Below are 18,619 nucleotides of genomic sequence, written 5' to 3' on the forward strand. Positions count from 1 at the left end.
GGCTCGGGCGTGCTTGAGCCTGTTGGCAGCGCCCACCCACCCACCCGAGCACCCACCCGCGAAACGCACTGCGCAACGGGCGGCGAGCCGAACGGTGCGCTGCGCGGTGCGGCAGGCGGAGAGGGAGGCAGAGCACGGCGCGGCAGGCGGAGAGCGGAGCGGTGCGCTGCGCGGCAGGCGGAGAGGGAGGCGGAGCGCGGCACGACAAGCGCTACGGTGCACGGCACGGTGCCAAGCGGAGCGGTGCGCGGCGCATCGTGGGGGCTTGCTGTTGGCAGCGCCCACCCACCCACCCGAGCACCCACCCGCGAAACGCACTGCGCAACGGGCGGCGAGCCGAGCGGTGCGCTGCGCGGTGCGGCAGGCGGAAAGGGAGGCGGAGTGCGGCGCGACAAGCGCTACGGTGCACGGCACGGTGCCAAGCGGAGCGCGGCGCATCGTGGGGGCTTGCTGTTGGCAGCGCCCACCCACCCACCCGAGCACCCACCCGCGAAACGCGCAGCGCGACGGGCGGTGAGCGGAGCGCTGCGCGGTGCGGCGGGCAGAGAGGAGCGCTGCGCGGCAGGCGGACAGCGACGCAGTGCACGGCGGCGAGCGGAACGGTGTGCGGCGCTTCGTGGGGGCGGGCCGACCGCTGCCAGCGCCCACCCACCCGCGAAACGCGCTACGCGCGGCAGGGTCGGGGCAGGACGTGCTGCACACGGCGGGAGAGGGCCGGCGGTGCGTTGCACGCGGGCACGCCGACTGCCGACACACCGCGCGGCACCACGCGCAGCGCAACCGCCCAGCCCCCGGCCGCACCCTCCGCTGGCGGGTGCTCGGGCGGGTGGGCGGGCGCTGCCAACAGCAAGCCCCCCACGCGCAGCACAACCGCCCAGCCCCCGCCACCGCACCCTCCGCTGGCGGGTGCTCGGGCGGGCGGGTGGGCGCTGCCAACAGCAAGCCCCCCACGCGCAGCACAACCGCCCAGCCCCCGGCCGCACCCTCCGCTGGCGGGCGGGTGGGCGCTGCGGACAGCAAGCCCCCACGCGCAGCCCCCGGCCGCACCCTCCACTGGTGGGTGCTCGGGTGGGTGGGTGGGCGGCAAAACAGCACCCCCGCCGCACCCCCAACAAACAGGAACCCCCCGCCCAGGCAAGCCTGGACAGGGGGTCCCCGTTGAGTCAGCTACTCAGAAGCGAGAGCGCTTCAGCTCTGGCCACCGGCCAGCTTCTCGCGGAGCGCGGCCAGGGCCTCGTCCGAGGCGAGCGCGCCGGAGCCCTCGTCGCTGCTGGAGGAGTACGAGCCGCCACCGGAGACCGGGGCCTCCTCGCCGGCCTCGGCGGCGGCAGCCGCGTCGGCCTCGCGGGACTTGATGACCTGGGCCTGGTGCTGCTCGAAGCGGGCCTGGGCCTCGGCGTACTGCCGCTCCCACTCCTCGCGCTGCTTCTCGAAGCCGGGCAGCCAGTCGTTCGCCTCGGGGTCGAAGCCCTCCGGGTAGATGTAGTTGCCCTGGTCGTCGTACGAGGCAGCCATGCCGTACAGGGTCGGGTCGAACTCGACCGACGCCGGGTCGGCACCGAGGGACTCGTTGGCCTGCTTCAGCGAGAGGCTGATGCGGCGACGCTCGAGGTCGATGTCGATGACCTTGACGAAGATCTCGTCGCCGACCTGGACGACCTGCTCCGGGATCTCGACGTGGCGCTCGGCCAGCTCGGAGATGTGGACCAGGCCCTCGATGCCCTCGTCCACGCGGACGAACGCACCGAACGGAACCAGCTTGGTGACCTTACCCGGCACGACCTGCGAGATCTGGTGCGTACGGGCGAACTGCTGCCACGGGTCCTCCTGGGTCGCCTTCAGCGACAGGGAGACACGCTCGCGGTCCATGTCGACGTCGAGAACCTCGACGGTGACCTCCTGGCCGACCTCGACAACCTCGTTCGGGTGGTCGATGTGCTTCCAGGACAGCTCGGAGACGTGCACCAGACCGTCGACGCCGCCGAGGTCCACGAACGCACCGAAGTTGACGATCGAGGAGACGACGCCGGAGCGGACCTGGCCCTTCTGCAGGGTGGTGAGGAAGGTCTGGCGGACCTCGCTCTGGGTCTGCTCCAGCCAGGCACGGCGGGACAGGACCACGTTGTTGCGGTTCTTGTCCAGCTCGATGATCTTCGCCTCGAGCTCCTTGCCCACGTAGGGCTGGAGGTCGCGGACGCGACGCATCTCGACCAGCGAGGCCGGGAGGAAGCCGCGGAGGCCGATGTCGAGGATGAGACCACCCTTGACGACCTCGATGACGGTACCGGTGACGATGCCGTCCTCTTCCTTGATCTTCTCGATCGTGCCCCAGGCGCGCTCGTACTGGGCGCGCTTCTTGGACAGGATCAGGCGACCCTCCTTGTCCTCCTTCTGGAGAACCAGGGCCTCGATGTTGTCGCCGACCGCGACAACCTCGTGGGGGTCGACGTCGTGCTTGATCGAGAGCTCACGGGACGGGATGACACCCTCGGTCTTGTAACCGATGTCGAGGAGCACCTCGTCACGGTCGACCTTCACGATGACGCCCTCAACGATGTCGCCGTCGTTGAAGTACTTGATGGTCTCGTCGATCGCGGCGAGGAACGCGTCCGCGTCGCCGATGTCGTTGACCGCAACCTGCGGGGTGGTGCTGACAGAGGTGTCGGTGGGGCTCGTCATTAGGAAAAGGGCTCCGGTACGGACATGAAGTCGTAGTAATGCCACGCGGAGGGCCCTGATCGCTCCCACCGAAAGCCGTACAGGCCAGAAAACGGCCATCGAAATGATTCCGGCATCCGGAATCCCGATGTCCGTCTGACGACCGTGGGGTCTTCGACAGATGCGAGCGCGACCTGCTCCGTCCGAGGCGCGCAGGCCCGCAGCGCAACTTGTAGCATACGGGGACACCCGGACACGGTCAATGCCGAAGGCGGCGAGACCGGTAGAGGCCGGGACGGATCAGGCCATATTCGCCGAAGACACACCTCGCGGCGGCTCGAACACCGGCCCTACCCCGGATGCCACGGCCCGACCCGGCCCGCTGGGGACCGGCTCCGCGGCAGTGGCGCTTCCGCATCCCATACCTTACTTGACGTCCTCCCCGGGCCCGCGCCGGGGGCTCGCTCCCGGCGCCACCGGCCAGCTGCCGCCCCCGGGCCGCCGACCGCACCCGCCGCGCGAACCTGGGAGGATCACTACGCCGCTCAGCGGCTCCCAGCCGATCAGCCTCCCCGGCCAGCCCCGGGGCATCACCGGAGATTCCAGATGACGGATTCAATGCCCCGCGACTACGACCCCGCCGAGTACGACGTCCCCAGCGCCTACCGCGCCGACGCCGGCCAGGACGACGAGGACGGCGACGAGGCGCTGCGGCGGGAGGCCGGGGAGGCGGAGTCCAGCCGGGCCAGCCGGCACTGGTGGGACCGGAACGCGGACGACTACCAGGACGAGCACGGCGAGTTCCTCGGCGACGACCGCTTCACCTGGTGCCCGGAGGGCGTGGACGAGGCCGAGGTGCGGCTGCTCGGCGATCCGGCGTCGCTGAAGGGCGCGGACGTGCTGGAGATCGGCTCGGGCGCGGCCCAGTGCTCGCGCTGGCTGGCGGCGCAGGGGGCGCGGCCGGTGGCGCTGGACATCTCCTACCGGCAGTTGCAGCACTCGCGCCGGATCGACCTGGGCCGCGGCCTGGAGCCGGTCGCGGTGGTGCAGGCGGACGGCGCGGTGCTGCCGTTCGCGGACGGCTCGTTCGACCACGCGTGCTCGGCGTACGGCGCGGTGCCGTTCAGCGCGGACACGGCGCGGCTGATGCGCGAGGTGCACCGGGTGCTGCGGCCCGGCGGGCGGTGGGTGTTCTCGGTGACGCACCCGATCCGCTGGGCGTTCCCGGACGAGCCGGGCGAGGAGGGCCTGACGGCGTCCTCCTCCTACTTCGACCGGACGCCGTACGTGGAGCAGGACGAGCAGGGCGTGGCGACCTACGTCGAGCACCACCGGACGCTGGGCGACCGGGTGCGGGAGCTGGTCGGGGCCGGGTTCACGCTGGTGGACCTGATCGAGCCGGAGTGGCCGGAGGAGCTGGAGCAGGAGTGGGGCGGCTGGAGCCCGCTGCGCGGCCGGCACATCCCCGGCACGGCGATCTTCGTCGCCCGCCGGAACGGCTGACGGTGCGCACCGGGGGGCTCGAACTGCCCGTCCGCACCGCGCTGTCACCGCTCGCGGCGGCGCTGGAGGAGCGCGGCGCGGCGGTGCTGTCCGCGCCTCCCGGCACCGGCAAGACCACGCTGGTGCCGCTGGCGCTGGCGGGTCTGCTCGACGAGTTCCCGGGCCCGCCGCGCCGGGTGCTGGTCGCGGAGCCGCGCCGGCTGGCGGTGCGGGCGGCGGCCCGGCGGATGGCCTGGCTGCTGGGCGAGCAGGTCGGCGGCCGGGTCGGGTTCACGGTGCGCGGCGAGCGCCGGGTGGGCCCGGACACCCGGGTCGAGGTGGTCACCACCGGCGTGCTGCTGCAACGCCTGCAGCGCGACCCCGAGCTGCCGGGGGTGGACACCGTCGTCCTGGACGAGTGCCACGAGCGGCACCTGGACGCGGACACCGCGCTGGCGTTCCTGTTGGACGTCCGGGCGGCGCTGCGCCCGGAGCTGCGGCTGCTGCTGGCCTCGGCCACCGCAGACACCGACGCCTGGGCCGAACTGCTGGGCGGCGCACCGGTGGTGGCCGCCGAGGGGGTCTCGCACCCGGTCGAGACGGTGTGGGCGCCGCCGCCCGGCGCGGTCCGCCCGCCGCACGGGACGAAGGTCGATCCGGCGCTGCTCGCGCACGTCGCGGCGACGGTCCGCCGGGCGCTCGCCGAGCGGGCCGGCGACGTGCTGTGCTTCCTGCCGGGCGTGGGCGAAATCGCCCGGGTGGCAGGGCAGTTGGACGGCGTCGAGGTGCTCCAGCTGCACGGGCAGGCGCCGCAGGCGGTGCAGGACGCGGCGTTGAGCCCCGGCGAGCGGCGGCGGGTGGTGCTGGCCACCTCGGTCGCCGAGTCCTCGCTGACGGTGCCGGGCGTGCGGGTGGTGGTCGACTCGGGGCTGACCCGGGAGCCGCGCACCGACCACGCCCGCGGCCTGTCCGGGCTGGTCACCGTCCGCACCTCGCTGGCCGCCGCCCGGCAGCGGGCCGGCCGGGCGGGCCGCGAGGCCCCGGGCACGGTGTACCGGTGCTGGGCGGAGGTGGAGGACGCCCGCGCGGCGCGCTTCCCGACGCCCGAGATCGCGCTCGCCGACCTGACCTCGTTCGCACTCCAGGCTGCCTGCTGGGGCGACCCGGACGCCGCCGGCCTCACCCTCCCCGACCCGCCGCCGGCCGGGGCGATGGCCGCCGCCCGCGGCACGCTGCGCGCCCTGGACGCGGTGGACGCCGACGGCCGCCCCACCGACCGCGGCCGGGCGATCGCCCGCACCGGCCTGCACCCCCGGCTGGCCCGCGCGCTGCTGGACGGCGCCCCGGCGGTGGGCTCGCGGCGCGCCGCCGAGCTGGTCGCGCTGCTGTCGGAGGAGCCGCCGCGCGCCCTCGGCGACGACCTGGCCCAGATCTGGCGCACCGTCAAGCACGCGCAGGACCCGTACGCACGCCGTTGGAAGGACGAGACCCGCCGTCTGGAGCAGCAGGTCGGGCGCGCGCCGGACGGGCTCGCGGACCCGGCGGCGGCCGGGCTGGTGGTCGGCCTGGCGTACCCGGAGCGGCTGGCCCGGGCCCGGGAGGGCGGCGAGGGCGCGTACCTGATGGCGTCCGGCACGGCCGCGCAGCTCCAGGCCGGCTCGCGGCTGCCGACCGGCGGGTGGCTGGCGATCGCGGTGGCGGACCGGCCCGCCGGGTCGCCGTCGGCGCGGGTGCTGCGGGCGGTGGCGATCGACGAGGCGACGGCCCGCCGGGCGGGCGGGCCGCTGCTGGACGGGCGGGAGGAGGTCGGCTGGTCGGCCCGGCAGCGCGAGGTGACGGCGCGCCGGGTGGAGACCCTCGGCGCGATCGAGCTCGCCGCCGCGCCGCTGGCCGCGCCCGATCCGGCGCTGGTGCGGGCGGCGCTGCTGACCGGGCTCGAACGGGAGGGCGTCTCGGCCCTGCTGTCCTGGCCGCCGGCCGCGGCGGGGCTGCGCGAGCGCCTGGCGTTCCTGCACCGCACCCTCGGCGGGGTGTGGCCGGACGTGGGCGACGCCGCGCTGCTGACCGCCGCCGACCAGTGGCTGGAGCCGGAGCTCTCCCGGGCCCGCCGCCGTGCCGACCTGGAGCGGATCGACACCGCCGCCGCGTTGCAGCGCCTGCTGCCGTGGGCGAGCGGTCAGGCCGGGCGGCTGGACGAGCTCGCCCCCGAGCGGATCACGGTGCCCAGCGGCAGCCGGGTCCGGGTCGACTACGCGGGCGAGCGCCCGGTCCTCGCCGTCAAGCTCCAGGAGCTGTTCGGGTGGGACGCGGCCCCGGCCCTCGCCGACGGCCGGGCCCCGCTCACCGTCCACCTGCTGTCGCCCGCCGGGCGGCCGGCCGCCGTCACCGGCGACCTGGCCGCGTTCTGGCGCGAGGGCTACCGCGCCGTCCGTGCCGAGCTGCGCGGCCGCTACCCCCGCCACCCGTGGCCGGAGGACCCGACCGCGGCCGAAGCCACCCGGCGGACGAACCCGCGCAAGTGACGTGCCGTCAGCGCGAGCGCCTGGTCGGGCCGCCGGGCCGGGTGCTCCGCCTCGTCGGGCCGTGGTTGCCGTCGTCCGCGTGCGTGTCCGGCGTCACGGTGACGGTGGGCGGGTGGACCGTCGGCGTCTGCGTCGCCCTCGGCGCGGCGGGGGCCGTCGTGAACACCGCGGACGCGCTCGGGCTCGGCGAATAGGCGAAGGACGGGGTGCCGACGGGCGAGGGCGCGCTCGCGGTCGGGACGGTCTGCGGTGCGGCGGGCTGCCGCACCGGCTGCCGGGTGGGCTTCCGGTCGGCCGCGCACGCCGTACCGCCGAGCACCACCGCCGCCATGGCCAGCACGACCGCCACCCGTCTTCTTCCGCTCCGCCGCATCGTCGTCCCCCGTCTCTCGAACCCTTGTGCAGAGAGTGTGCCTCAGCCCTGCTCCCACTCCTCCGCGAGGACCGCCATGTCGATGTCGTCGATCCACTCGTCGCCCCAGCGCAGCACCTGGCGGCGGACCCCCTCCACCTTGAACCCGGCCTTCTCGTAGGCCCGTTGGCCCCGCGCGTTGAAGCCGTACACCCCCAGCGAGACCCGGTTCAGCCCGAGCACGCGGATCGCGTGGTCGGTGGTCATCCGGACCGCCTCGGTGCCGAACCCCCGGTCCCGCCCGTCCGGCCCGATGCAGATCCGCAGGTTGCACGAGCGGTTGGCTTCGCTCCACTCGTTGAGCACCACCTCGCCGACGCCGCGACCGGTCGCCCGGTCGACGATGATCAGGTCCAGCCGGTCGGTCTGCTCGTTGCGCGTGGAGTACCACTCGACGACGTGCTTCTCCATCGCCTCGTCCCACTCGGGCGCGACGGGCGTGTACTCGCTCGACGTGTACTTGAGGACCTCCGGGTCGTTCAGCATCACCCGCAGCATCGGCAGGTCCTCCTCCGCCCGCACCGGCCGAAGAACGATCCGCTCCCCCTCCAGCGTCGGCTTGTCGGCGAACGTGGCAGCGGGAACGGCAAGTTGATCAGTCATCCCGCCAGTCTCCGAGCCCCGGACGAACCACCGCAAACGAATTAGGCACCGGGGAGGTCAGACGGGGCGCCACGGCCCGGGGTCGCCCTCCGGGAAGGAGTTGCTGAGCGTCACGGCGACCGGCCCGTAGGGCGTGTCGATCCGCCAGAGGTCCCACTGGTCGAGCTCGTGCTGGACGTAGCGGCGCAGGTAGTCGCGCAGCCGGGTCCACTCGGCGTCGGTCAGTCGGCGCCCGGGGTCGTCCTCCAGGACGCCGGTGGGCGCGGGCTCCGGGCCGGACGGCAGTTCGTGGCCCCAGTCCTCCGCGAGGGCCGCGAGCTCGACGACGTCGCTCCACCGGCCCTTGTGCCGCACGGCCTGTCGCCGAACCCCCTCGACCCTGAACCCGGCCTCCTGGCAGGCGCGTTGACCCCGGCCGTCGTGGCGGTGGACGGAGGTGGAGACCCGGTGCAGGCCGAGGACGCGGAAGGCGTGGTCGGTGAGCAGGCGGACGGCCTCGGCGTCCAGCGCCCCGCCGTCGCCGGGGGCGAGGCCGAGGCCGAGGCGGCAGGAGGAGTTGGCTTCGTCCCACTCGTCGAGGCCGATCTCGCCGGCGTCGCGGCCGGTGGACCTGTCGACGACGGTCAGGTCCAGCCGGTCGGCCTGCGCGTCCTCCTGCGGCCGGGCGGGCCGCAGGAGGACCTGGTCGCCCACCAGCGTGGGCGGGTGGGCGAAGGGGGTGCGGGGTTCGGTCATCCGGCCAGTCTCGAAGGCGCGGCCGAACGCCCGCAAGGGGTTTCAGTGCGCGGCCGCCTCCCAGTCGGGGCCGACGCCGACGGAGACGTCGAGGGGCGCGCGGAGCGGGTAGGCGGCGGCCATCTGGTCGCGAACCAGGGCCTCCACCTGGGCGCGTTCGCCGGGGGCGAGTTCGAGGACGATTTCGTCGTGGACCTGGAGCAGCATCCGGGACGTGAGGCCGGCGGCGCGCAGGGCGTCGTCCACGCGGAGCATGGCGATCTTGACGATGTCGGCGGCGGAGCCCTGGATCGGGGCGTTGAGGGCCATGCGTTCGGCCATCTCGCGCCGCTGGCGGTTGTCGCTGGTGAGGTCGGGGAGGTAGCGGCGGCGGCCGAGCAGGGTCTCGGTGTAGCCGACGGCGCGGGCCTCCTCGACGACGTTGTGCAGGTAGTCGCGGACGCCGCCGAAGCGTTCGAAGTAGGTGTCCATCAGGCCCTGGGCCTCGGCGGGCTTGATGCCGAGCTGCTGGGAGAGGCCGTACGCGGAGAGGCCGTAGGCGAGGCCGTAGGACATCGCCTTGATCTTGCGGCGCATCTCGGCGTCGACGGCGTCGGGGGCGACCGAGAAGACCTGGGAGGCGACGGTGGTGTGCAGGTCCTCGCCGGAGGCGAAGGCCTCGATGAGGGCCTCGTCCTCGGAGAGGTGCGCCATGATGCGCAGTTCGATCTGCGAGTAGTCGGCGGTGAGCAGCGACTCGTAGCCTTCGCCGACCACGAAGGCGCGGCGGATGGCGCGGCCCTCCTCGGTGCGGACCGGGATGTTCTGGAGGTTCGGGTCCTGGGAGGAGAGGCGGCCGGTGGCGGCGACCATCTGGTTGAAGGTGGTGTGGATGCGGCCCTGCGGCGAGACGGTCTTGAGCAGGCCCTCGACGGTGGTGCGCAGCTTGGCCTGGTCGCGGTGGCGGAGCAGGATGACCGGCAGTTCGTTGTCGGTCTGGGTGGCGAGCCAGGTGAGGGCGTCGGCGTCGGTGGTGTAGCCGGTCTTGATCTTCTTGGTCTTGGGCAGGCCGAGGTCTCCGAACAGGATCTCCTGGAGCTGCTTGGGCGAGCCGAGGTTGAACTCGCGGCCGGCGGCGGCGTGCGCCTCCTCGACGCAGCGCTGGATCTCGGCGGCGAACTGCGCCTCCAGGCCCTGCAGCCAGGCGCGGTCGGCGGCGATGCCGTAGCGCTCCATGCGGGCGAGCAGCGCGGCGATGGGCAGTTCCATGTCGTGGAACAGCTTGTCGGCGCCGACTTCGGCGAGCCGGGTGTCGAAGAGTTCGGCGAGGTCGTGGACGGCGCGGGCCTGGGTCATCAGGGCCTGGGCGCCGGCCGTCGGGTCGGGTTCGTCGGCGTCGAAGGTGAGTTGGCCGGTCTCGGCCTGCGCGGCGGCGGGGGCGAGGGAGCGGGCCAGGTACTCCTCGGCGAGGACGTCGAGGGTGAAGGTGCGGCGGCCGGGCTTCTCCAGGTAGGCGGCGAGCGCGGTGTCGGCGCTGACGCCGGCGAACTGCCAGCCCTGTTCGGCGAAGGCGCGCATCACCTGCTTGGCGATGTGCAGGGCCTTGGGGCGCGCGGGGTCGGCGAGCCAGGCGGTGAAGGCGCGGTCGTCGTCCTCCTCCAGCGCGGCGGGGTCGAACCAGGCGGCGGCGCTCGCGGTGGCGAGGGCGACCTGCTGGACCCGGCCGCTGCCGAGCGCCCACTCGTAGTCGGCGGCGAGCGCGGTGCGTTCGCCGCCGGCGGTGTGCTCCTCCAGCCAGGCGGTGAGCGCGCCGGGGACGGTGAGCAGGTCGCCCTCGACGGCGGGGCCGGTGGGCATCTCGGCGGCGGCGGTCTCGGCGCCGGCCGGGTCGATGCCGGCCACCCGGTCGCGGAAGTTGGGGTTGCGGAACTCCAGCGCCTCCATCAGCCGGGCGATTTCCTCCCGGTCGAACGGCGTGCGCTCCAACTCCGGCACGCCGAGCGGGAGTTCGACGTCCCGGACGAGTTCGGTGAGGATCCGGTTGCGCTTGACCGAGTCGAGGTGCTCGCGCAGCTTCTCGCCGATCTTGCCCTTGACCTCGTCGGCCCGGTTGATCAACTCCTCGAAGGAGCCGAACTGGTTGACCCACTTCGCGGCGGTCTTCTCGCCGACGCCGGGGATGCCGGGCAGGTTGTCGGACGGGTCTCCGCGCAGCGCGGCGAGGTCGGGGTACTGGTCGGGCCGCACGCCGTACTTCTCGGCGACCGCCTCGGGCGTGTAGCGCTTCATCTCCGAGACGCCCTTGGTCGGGTAGAGCACGGTGACGTGCTCGTTGACCAGTTGCAGCGAATCCCGGTCTCCGGTGACGACGAGGACCTCGAAGCCCTCGGCCGCGGCGGCGGTGGCGAGGGTGGCGATGATGTCGTCGGCCTCGAAGCCCTCGGCGGTGATCCGGGGGATCCGCATGGCGTCGAGGAGTTCGCCGATCAGCGGGATCTGGCTGCGGAACTCGTCGGGCGTCTTGGCGCGGTTGGCCTTGTAGTCGGGGAACTCGGCGGCGCGGAAGGTCTGCCGGGAGAGGTCGAAGGCGACCGCGAGGTGCGTGGGCGCTTCGTCCCGGACGGTGTTGACCAGCATCGAGGTGAACCCGTAGACCGCGTTGGTGTGCTGGCCGGTGGTGGTGGAGAAGTTCTCCACCGGCAGGGCGAAGAAGGCCCGGTAGGCCATCGAATGCCCGTCCAGCAGCATCAGCCGGGGCCGCTTGGCCGCACTCTTGCTCGCACCCTGTGTCGCCACGTCACGTCCTGTTCCTGCCGGATTGCACTGCCGTCCCCGATCCTATGGCCCGGGGACGACATCTCCGGGTGCGGCGCGGAGCACCTCCCTACCGACGGGTAGACAGTCGTACGATCGACCCGCCCCACCATGTGAACCCCGAACAGGAGCACCATGACCGACGCGGCGCCCGTACTGAAAGTGCCCCAGGACGTGCTGGACCACTTCGCCAAGCTGGGGGTGAATCCGGAGACCTTCTCGGGCGGCCACCTGGGCGAGAAGCTGGGCATCGCCATCGTCGAGGCCTCCGCGGACCGGGTGGTGGGCACCATGCCGGTGGAGGGCAACCAGCAGCCGTACGGGCTGCTGCACGGCGGGGCGTCGGCCGCGCTGGCGGAGACGCTGGGCTCGATCGGCGCGATGCTGCACGCCGGCCCGGGCCGCTACGCGGTGGGCGTGGACCTGAACGCCACCCACCACCGCTCGGCGACCTCCGGCCTGGTGACGGGCGTGGCCACGGCGGTGTTCAAGGGACGCACCGCGGCAACCTACGAGATCGCGGTGACGGACGACACCGGGCGCCGGATCACCAGCTGCCGGCTGACCTGCATGCTGCGCGACCTGTAGCGCTCCGCGAGGGCCCCGGAATCCCTCAACTCCCCACGCGCCCCCTGGGTTTGGCCGATCCCCGACAGGGGCACCCTCGGCTGGACGAGGGGGCGCCGCCATGTCCGCAGAACCGCCGGGCGGGCCAGGGGGATTCCTCGGCCCGGTGGAGCCGGGCGAGGGCACCTGGACGCAACTGAGGCCGCACGCCGAGGATCCGCCGCGCCTGCTGAGCCGGCGGGTGAAGGCGCTGCTGCTGCTCGTCCTGCTGGCGCTGGCCCTGCTGCTGACGGTCCGTCACGCGCTGGACCGCACCGAGGCCGCGGCCAACTCCCCTCCGCCGCAGGCGCTTTCCCCCTTTCCTTCGCAGTCCACCCGGTTCGGCTACGGCGGCCCGCTGCCGATCGACCAGGACTCCTTCGCGCTGTCGCTGACGGTGTACAACTCCGGCCCGGTCCCGGTGGACGTCCTGGGGGTGGGCCAGGGGTACCGCGGCCTGCTGGTGGTGGTGTCGGGCTGGCTGCCGCAGACGGTGCCGCCGGGCCGGAGCGTCTCGCTGCGGGTCGGCCTGCGGGTGACGGACTGCTCGGCGGCCCCGGCGGACGCCGCCCAGCCCTCGCTCGATGTCACGCTGCGTAACTCGCGCGCCCTGGAGACGGTGAGCCAGATCCTGGGCGACGGGTACGCCCACGACCTGTCCAAGGCCCTGCACACCATCTGCGACGGACCCGATAATCGGACGCCGACGACCAGCTCGACCGCACCGGACAAACCTGTCCGCTGAGCGGAAATGTCAAGCGTGACCAGGGAGTTGAGAACCTCAAGCATTCCTCTCACCCGGTGGCCGCCGGAATCGGCGGCTCCACCTGGGGTTTTTCGACCAAGCTCTGAGATCAACTTCCGGCGTGGTCATAACAAGAGAATCACAGCCTCTCTCGCCCCTCTGCCCCAGCCGCCGCACCCGGTCTAGAGTCACGCCCAGTCACCGCCTGTCCGATTTTCGGGCTCGGTCGACGCGTTCCGGCACCGCCAGCCCTGTGCGCGTGTCTTCCAGTGCAGAAGGAGACCCGAGTCGTGCGAAAGAGCTCACTTCTTGTCGTGACCATTGCAGTTACCGGAGCGCTCACCCTGTCGGCCTGCGGCTCGCGCGGTGGCAAGGCCGGCGGGGAGAACGCCGGCGGCACCACCAAGGTGGTCATCGGTGTGGACGCCCCGCTCAGCGGCAAGCTGTCCGCCCTGGGCCTGGGCATCAAGAACTCCGCGGACCTGGCCACCAAGAAGGCCAACAAGGACAACCTGGTCCCGGGCGTCACCTTCGCCATCGAGGCCAAGGACGACCAGGCCAACCCGAACTCCGGCGGCCAGAACGCCACCGCCCTGGTCGCCATGAAGGACGTCGTCGGCGTGGTCGGCCCGCTGAACTCCAGCGTGTCGATCACCATGCAGAAGATCTTCAACGACGGCAAGCTGACCCAGGTCTCCCCCGCCAACACCACCCCCGACCTGTCCCTCGGCCCGCAGTGGGCCAGCGGCAAGTACGACCGCCAGTACGCCACGTACTTCCGCACCGCCACCACCGACATCGTGCAGGGCCGGTTCGCCGCCCAGTACCTGTACAACGACGCGAAGAAGACCAAGGTCTTCGTCCTCGACGACAAGAAGACCTACGGCGCGGGCCTGGCCGCCATCTTCCAGGAGGAGTTCAAGCGGCTCGGCGGCACCGTGGTCGGCTCCGACCACGTCAGCCCGGACGACAAGGACTTCTCCGCGGTCGCCACCAAGGTCGCCTCCTCCGGCGCCGAGGCGGTCTACTACGGCGGCGAGTACCCGGAGGGCGGCCCGCTCTCCGACCAGATCAAGAAGGCCGGCGCGAAGATCCCGATCATGGGCGGCGACGGCCTGGTCGACGCCGAGTTCGTCAAGCTCTCCAACAACAACAGCGAGGGCGACCTGGCCACCTCGGTCGGCGTCCCGGTGGACAAGCTGGACTCCGCCAAGGCCTACGTCTCCGACTACGCGGCGGCCGGCTACAAGGACGGGTACTCCGTCTACGGCGGCTACTCCTACGACGCCGCCTGGTCGATCATCGAGGCCGTCAAGGCCGCCGTCGAGCACAACGGCGGCAAGGTGCCGAGCGACCTGCGCGCCAAGGTGCTGGCCGAGATGTCCAAGGTGAACTTCTCCGGCGTCACCGGCCAGGTCTCCTTCGACCAGTACGGCGACACCACCAACAAGCAGCTCACCGTCTACACCGTCAAGGGCCCCGACTGGTCGGCGGTCAAGAGCGGCACCTACAACGGCTGACCTCTCCCTGCACCGGCCGCAGTCCGGCGGGGGGCGCCACAAGTGCCCCCCGCCTCCTCATACCCCCCTATCCTCGGAGGCCCGCGGTGCACGAACTGCCGCAAAATCTGGCCAACGGGCTGATGCTCGGCCTGATGTACGGCCTGATCGCCATCGGGTACACGATGGTCTACGGCATCGTCCAACTCATCAACTTCGCCCACGGCGAGATCTTCATGATCGGCGGCTTCGGGGCACTGACCGCCTTCGCCGCGCTGCCCTCCGGCACCTCGCTCTGGCTGGCGCTGCCGGTCATGCTGCTGGGCGGCGTGATCGCCTCCGTCCTCACCGCCACCGCCGCCGAGCGCTTCGCGTACCGCCCGCTGCGCGGCGCGCCCCGGCTGGCCCCGCTGATCACCGCGATCGGCCTGTCCATCGCCCTCCAGCAGGTGGTCTGGGCGTTCTACCCGGGCGCCAAGAAGGCCCTCACCTTCCCGCAGTTCCAGGGCGACCCGATCGGCCTGGGCTCGTTCCACCTGCAGCGCAACGACCTGTTCCTGCTGGCCGCCGCACCGCTGTGCATGCTGGTGCTGGCCTCCTTCGTGCGCTTCACTCGCACCGGCCGGGCCATGCAGGCCACCGCGCAGGACCCGGACACCGCGAAGCTGATGGGCATCAACACCGACCGGATCATCGTGATCGCCTTCGCGGTCGGCGCGGCCTTCGCCGCCGTCGCGGCCGTGGCGCACGGACTGCGCTACGGGCAGGTCGACTTCATGATGGGCTTCCTGGCCGGCCTGAAGGCCTTCACCGCCGCCGTGCTCGGCGGCATCGGCAACATCTACGGAGCGATGCTCGGCGGACTGGTCCTCGGTATCGCCGAATCCCTCGCCACCGCGTACATCCAGAACGTCCCCGGCATGCACCAGCTCGGCGGCGGCGCCTGGGCCAACGTCTGGGCGTTCGTCCTGCTGATCGTCGTGCTGCTGGTCAGGCCGCAGGGCCTGCTCGGCGAGCGCGTAGCGGATCGGGCGTGACCACCATGACTGCAACCACCCACGAGACCAAGCCCGTTCTGGCCCTTCCCGGCGCCGCCGCACTGGTCGCGACGGTGGCCGGCGGGGCCCTGGCCGCCGCTTCCGCGGCGATGTCCTGGACCTGGACCGCCGCCTTCCCCGGCGACCTCACCTACTACGGTTCCCCGGCCGGCCTGCAGTGGCTGGCGCTGGCCGGCGGCCTGCTGACCGTGCTGCTGGCACTGGCCGCCCGCGGGCTGCCCGGACTGCGCTGGCTCAGCCCGTCCGGCAGCAACAACGGCGTGCTGTTCGCCGCCCTCGGCACCCTGGCGGTGTGCTGGTACTCGGTGATCGCGATCGCCGTCCAGCTCGACGGCCTGGTCAACCTCGACCCGGGCGGCTGGGTCGCCGCGGTCGGCTCGCTGCTCGCCGTGGCCGGCGCGCTCGGTCTGCCGCTGGACCGCCGCCGCACCGTCAAGCAGCCCGCCGTGGCCTGGTGGTGGTACCTGGTGGCGGCCGTCGCCGCGGTGCTGCGCTTCGGCCTCGACGCGGGCTGGGCACTGAACGCCGTGCCGCGCGGAATCCGGCCGATCTTCACCGAGAACCTGTGGTTCTTCGTCGCGGTGCCCGCCGTGATCCTCGGCTTCCGGCTCTGGCTGCTGCTGGACGCCTGGCTGCGGATCGGCCGGATCGAGCGCCCGCTGCCGCCCGCCCGCGCGCTGCCGTCCTGGGCGGAGATCCTGGTGATCACCGCCGTGTTCGCGACCGGCCTGGCCGTGGTCGAGTTCGGCATCTCCGCCGAGTACGGCGAGCTGTTCATCGGCTTCCTGCTGCTGACCGTGTTCGGCACCGCCGCGCTGCTGGCCACCGGAGCGGTCGCCCGGCTGCGCGAACTGACCGTCCGGCACCGGGCGGTGACCACCGGGGCGGCGTTCGCCGCGGCAGGCGCGTTCCCGTTCACCCAGAGCAACGAGACCTACGTGCTGATCGGCGCGAACATCCTGATCTTCGCGACGGTGGCGCTCGGCCTGAACGTGGTGGTCGGCCTGGCCGGCCTGCTGGACCTCGGCTACGTGGCCTTCCTCGGCGTCGGCGCCTACGCGGCCGCGCTGGTCTCCGGCTCGCCGTACTCGGTGTTCCAGGTGCACGTGCCGTTCCCGGTCGCGGTGCTGATCGGCGCGCTGGCCGCGCTGGTGTTCGGCGTGGTGATCGGCGCCCCGACGCTGCGGCTGCGCGGCGACTACCTGGCGATCGTCACGCTCGGCTTCGGTGAGATCTTCCGGATCGCCATGAACAACCTGGACGGCAAGTCCGGCCCGAAGCTGACCAACGGCCCGAACGGCATCCCGGCGATCCCGGACGTCAACCTGTTCGGCTTCGACTTCGGGCAGCCGCACGACTTCGGCTTCGTGCAGCTCGGCAAGTTCGGCAACTACCTGCTGCTGATGCTGGTGGTCACCGCAATCGTGGTGCTGGTCTTCGGCCGGGTCGCCAACTCCCGGATCGGACGCGCCTGGGTGGCGATCCGCGAGGACGAGACGGCGGCCGAGGCGATGGGCATCAACGGCTTCCGGGTGAAGCTGATCGCCTTCGCGCTGGGCGCCACCCTGGCCGGCCTGGCCGGCGCGGTGCAGGCGCACGTGTCCGGCGCGGTCTCCCCCGACCAGTACCAGTTCGCCGGGCCGGTCCCGCCGAACTCGGCGTTCCTGCTGGCCGCGGTGATCCTCGGCGGCATGGGCACCATCTCCGGACCGCTGGTGGGCGCGGCCCTGCTGTTCCTGATCCCGGCGAAGCTCCAGTTCCTGCAGTCCTACCAGCTGTTGGCGTTCGGCATCGCGCTGATCCTGCTGATGCGCTTCCGCCCGGAGGGCCTGATCCCCAACCGGCGGCAGCAGTTGGAGTTCCACGAGGCCGAACTGCCCGCGCAGGGCGGCTCGCCGGACGACGCACTCTCGAAGGCAGGGGCGTGAGCACCATGACCACCGACACCGCGCCCGCACCGCTCGCCGCACCCGTCCTGGAAGCCTCCGGCGTGGTGATGCGCTTCGGCGGCCTGACCGCCGTCAACGAGGTGGACCTGACCGTCCGGCAGGGCGAGATCGTCGGTCTGATCGGCCCGAACGGCGCCGGCAAGACCACCTTCTTCAACTGCCTGACCGGGCTGTACGTCCCCACCGAGGGCACCGTCACCTTCAAGGGCCGGGTGCTGCCGCCCAAGCCGCACCTGGTCACCGAGGCCGGCATCGCCCGGACCTTCCAGAACATCCGGCTGTTCTCCAACATGACGGTGCTGGAGAACGTCCTGGTGGGCCGGCACACCCGCACCAAGGAGGGCCTGTTCTCGGCGATCCTGCGCGGGCCCGGCTACCGGCGGGCCGAGCGCGAGAGCCGCGAACGGGCCATGGAGCTGCTGGAGTTCTGCGGCCTGGCCGCGAAGTCCGAGCACCTGGCCCGCAACCTGCCCTACGGCGAGCAGCGCAAGCTGGAGATCGCCCGGGCGCTGGCCTCCGAGCCCGGCCTGCTGCTGCTCGACGAGCCGACCGCCGGCATGAACCCGCAGGAGACCCGGGCCGCCGAGGAGCTGGTGTTCGCGATCCGCGACCTCGGGATCGCGGTGCTGGTGATCGAGCACGACATGAAGTTCATCTTCAACCTGTGCGACCGCACCGCGGTGCTGGTGCAGGGCCGGAAGATCGTCGAGGGCGACCGGGAGACCGTCCAGAACGACGAGCGGGTGGTCAGCGCCTACCTCGGCACCCCGCTCGAAGACACCACCGCAACGGAGGCCGACCAGTGACCGCTCTGCTGGAGGTCGAGGACCTTCGCGTCGCCTACGGCAAGATCGAGGCCGTCAAGGGCATCAGCTTCACCGTCGAACAGGGGCAGGTCACCACCCTGATCGGCACCAACGGCGCGGGCAAGACCACCACCTTGCGCACGCTGTCCGGCCTGCTCCGGCCGACCGCCGGCCGGATCCTGTTCGAGGGCGAGCCGATCGACGCGGTGCCCGCGCACCGGATCGTCGCGCTGGGCCTGGCCCACTCCCCCGAGGGCCGGCACATCTTCCCCCGGATGACCATCGAGGAGAACCTGCTGCTGGGCGCGTTCCTGCGCCGCGACCAGGCGGGCATCGCCCGGGACGTGGAGCGGGCCTGCACGCTGTTCCCGATCCTCGGCGAACGCCGCAGGCAGGCCGCGGGCACCCTCTCCGGCGGCGAGCAGCAGATGCTGGCGATGGGGCGGGCGCTGATGTCCAACCCGAAGCTGCTGATGCTGGACGAGCCCTCGATGGGGCTGTCGCCGCTGATGATGCAGAAGATCATGGCGACCATCGTGGAACTGCGCGCCTCCGGCACCACCATCCTGCTGGTGGAGCAGAACGCGCAGGCCGCGCTCTCGCTCTCGGAGCGCGCGTACGTGATGACCACCGGCGAGATCACCCTCTCCGGCACCGGCGAGGAGCTGCTCCGCGACGACACGGTGCGCCGCGCCTACCTGGGCGAGGACTGACCGGCCGGCGCGCCGGCGCCCGCCGCCGTCGGAGGTCC

General features: G+C 72.4%; 14 protein-coding genes. 9 read left to right on the forward strand and 5 right to left on the reverse strand.

The window, feature by feature from the left end:
* Nucleotides 1-1,188 precede the first annotated feature (1,188 nt).
* Nucleotides 1,189-2,679, reverse strand: a complete 1,491-nt coding sequence (rpsA, locus tag ACWEMJ_RS30595; RefSeq protein WP_035861395.1) for a 30S ribosomal protein S1 — start codon at nt 2,677-2,679, stop codon at nt 1,189-1,191.
* A 585-nt stretch (nt 2,680-3,264) separates the two neighbouring features.
* On the opposite strand from rpsA, the gene ACWEMJ_RS30600 reads away from it, so the two are divergent.
* Both ACWEMJ_RS30600 and hrpB read left to right on the forward strand, forming a co-directional pair.
* Nucleotides 3,265-4,161, forward strand: a complete 897-nt coding sequence (locus ACWEMJ_RS30600) for a class I SAM-dependent methyltransferase (protein ID WP_452140378.1) — start codon at nt 3,265-3,267, stop codon at nt 4,159-4,161.
* A gap of 2 nt (nt 4,162-4,163) precedes the next feature.
* Nucleotides 4,164-6,662 (forward strand): ATP-dependent helicase HrpB, encoded by a 2,499-nt coding sequence (hrpB, locus tag ACWEMJ_RS30605; protein WP_452140379.1) that lies wholly within the window; start codon nt 4,164-4,166, stop codon nt 6,660-6,662.
* A 7-nt stretch (nt 6,663-6,669) separates the two neighbouring features.
* On the opposite strand, the gene ACWEMJ_RS30610 is transcribed toward hrpB, so the two are convergent.
* The 4 genes from ACWEMJ_RS30610 to polA form a co-directional block, all read right to left on the reverse strand.
* Nucleotides 6,670-7,011, reverse strand: a complete 342-nt coding sequence (locus ACWEMJ_RS30610; protein ID WP_452140380.1) for a hypothetical protein — start codon at nt 7,009-7,011, stop codon at nt 6,670-6,672.
* 66 nt (nt 7,012-7,077) lie between these two features.
* Nucleotides 7,078-7,677 carry a GNAT family N-acetyltransferase gene (locus tag ACWEMJ_RS30615; RefSeq protein ID WP_452140381.1) on the reverse strand — a complete coding sequence of 200 codons (600 nt, stop codon included), beginning with the start codon at nt 7,675-7,677 and terminating at the stop codon, nt 7,078-7,080.
* Nucleotides 7,678-7,734: 57 nt separating this feature from the next.
* Nucleotides 7,735-8,412, reverse strand: a complete 678-nt coding sequence (locus ACWEMJ_RS30620) for a GNAT family N-acetyltransferase (protein WP_452140382.1) — start codon at nt 8,410-8,412, stop codon at nt 7,735-7,737.
* Between the two features lie 42 nt (nt 8,413-8,454).
* Nucleotides 8,455-11,139 carry a DNA polymerase I gene (gene polA, locus ACWEMJ_RS30625; RefSeq protein ID WP_452140388.1) on the reverse strand — a complete coding sequence of 895 codons (2,685 nt, stop codon included), beginning with the start codon at nt 11,137-11,139 and terminating at the stop codon, nt 8,455-8,457.
* Nucleotides 11,140-11,340: 201 nt separating this feature from the next.
* Here polA and ACWEMJ_RS30630 point away from each other — a divergent pair, with 201 nt between their 5' ends.
* The 7 genes from ACWEMJ_RS30630 (at nt 11,341) to ACWEMJ_RS30660 (ending at nt 18,581) form a co-directional block, all read left to right on the forward strand.
* Nucleotides 11,341-11,793: a PaaI family thioesterase gene (locus ACWEMJ_RS30630; protein WP_452140383.1), complete on the forward strand. Its 453-nt coding sequence runs from the start codon at nt 11,341-11,343 to the stop codon at nt 11,791-11,793.
* A 100-nt stretch (nt 11,794-11,893) separates the two neighbouring features.
* Nucleotides 11,894-12,556, forward strand: coding sequence for a hypothetical protein (locus ACWEMJ_RS30635; protein ID WP_452140384.1), 663 nt, complete (start codon nt 11,894-11,896; stop codon nt 12,554-12,556).
* A gap of 290 nt (nt 12,557-12,846) precedes the next feature.
* Nucleotides 12,847-14,076 (forward strand): branched-chain amino acid ABC transporter substrate-binding protein, encoded by a 1,230-nt coding sequence (locus tag ACWEMJ_RS30640; protein WP_452140385.1) that lies wholly within the window; start codon nt 12,847-12,849, stop codon nt 14,074-14,076.
* A gap of 86 nt (nt 14,077-14,162) precedes the next feature.
* A complete protein-coding gene (locus ACWEMJ_RS30645; protein WP_452140386.1) occupies nt 14,163-15,092 on the forward strand; it encodes a branched-chain amino acid ABC transporter permease in 930 nt (309 codons plus the stop codon).
* A gap of 5 nt (nt 15,093-15,097) precedes the next feature.
* The gene (locus ACWEMJ_RS30650; RefSeq protein ID WP_452140389.1) at nt 15,098-17,041 is read left to right on the forward strand and encodes a branched-chain amino acid ABC transporter permease; all 1,944 of its coding nucleotides are present in this window, start codon (nt 15,098-15,100) and stop codon (nt 17,039-17,041) included.
* Nucleotides 17,042-17,046: 5 nt separating this feature from the next.
* Nucleotides 17,047-17,868: an ABC transporter ATP-binding protein gene (locus ACWEMJ_RS30655; protein ID WP_452140390.1), complete on the forward strand. Its 822-nt coding sequence runs from the start codon at nt 17,047-17,049 to the stop codon at nt 17,866-17,868.
* Nucleotides 17,865-18,581: an ABC transporter ATP-binding protein gene (locus ACWEMJ_RS30660; protein ID WP_452140387.1), complete on the forward strand. Its 717-nt coding sequence runs from the start codon at nt 17,865-17,867 to the stop codon at nt 18,579-18,581. Before ACWEMJ_RS30655 ends, ACWEMJ_RS30660 begins: the two co-directional genes overlap by 4 nt.
* Nucleotides 18,582-18,619: the final 38 nt, after the last annotated feature.

The organism is Kitasatospora sp. NPDC004531 (genome assembly GCF_053602195.1).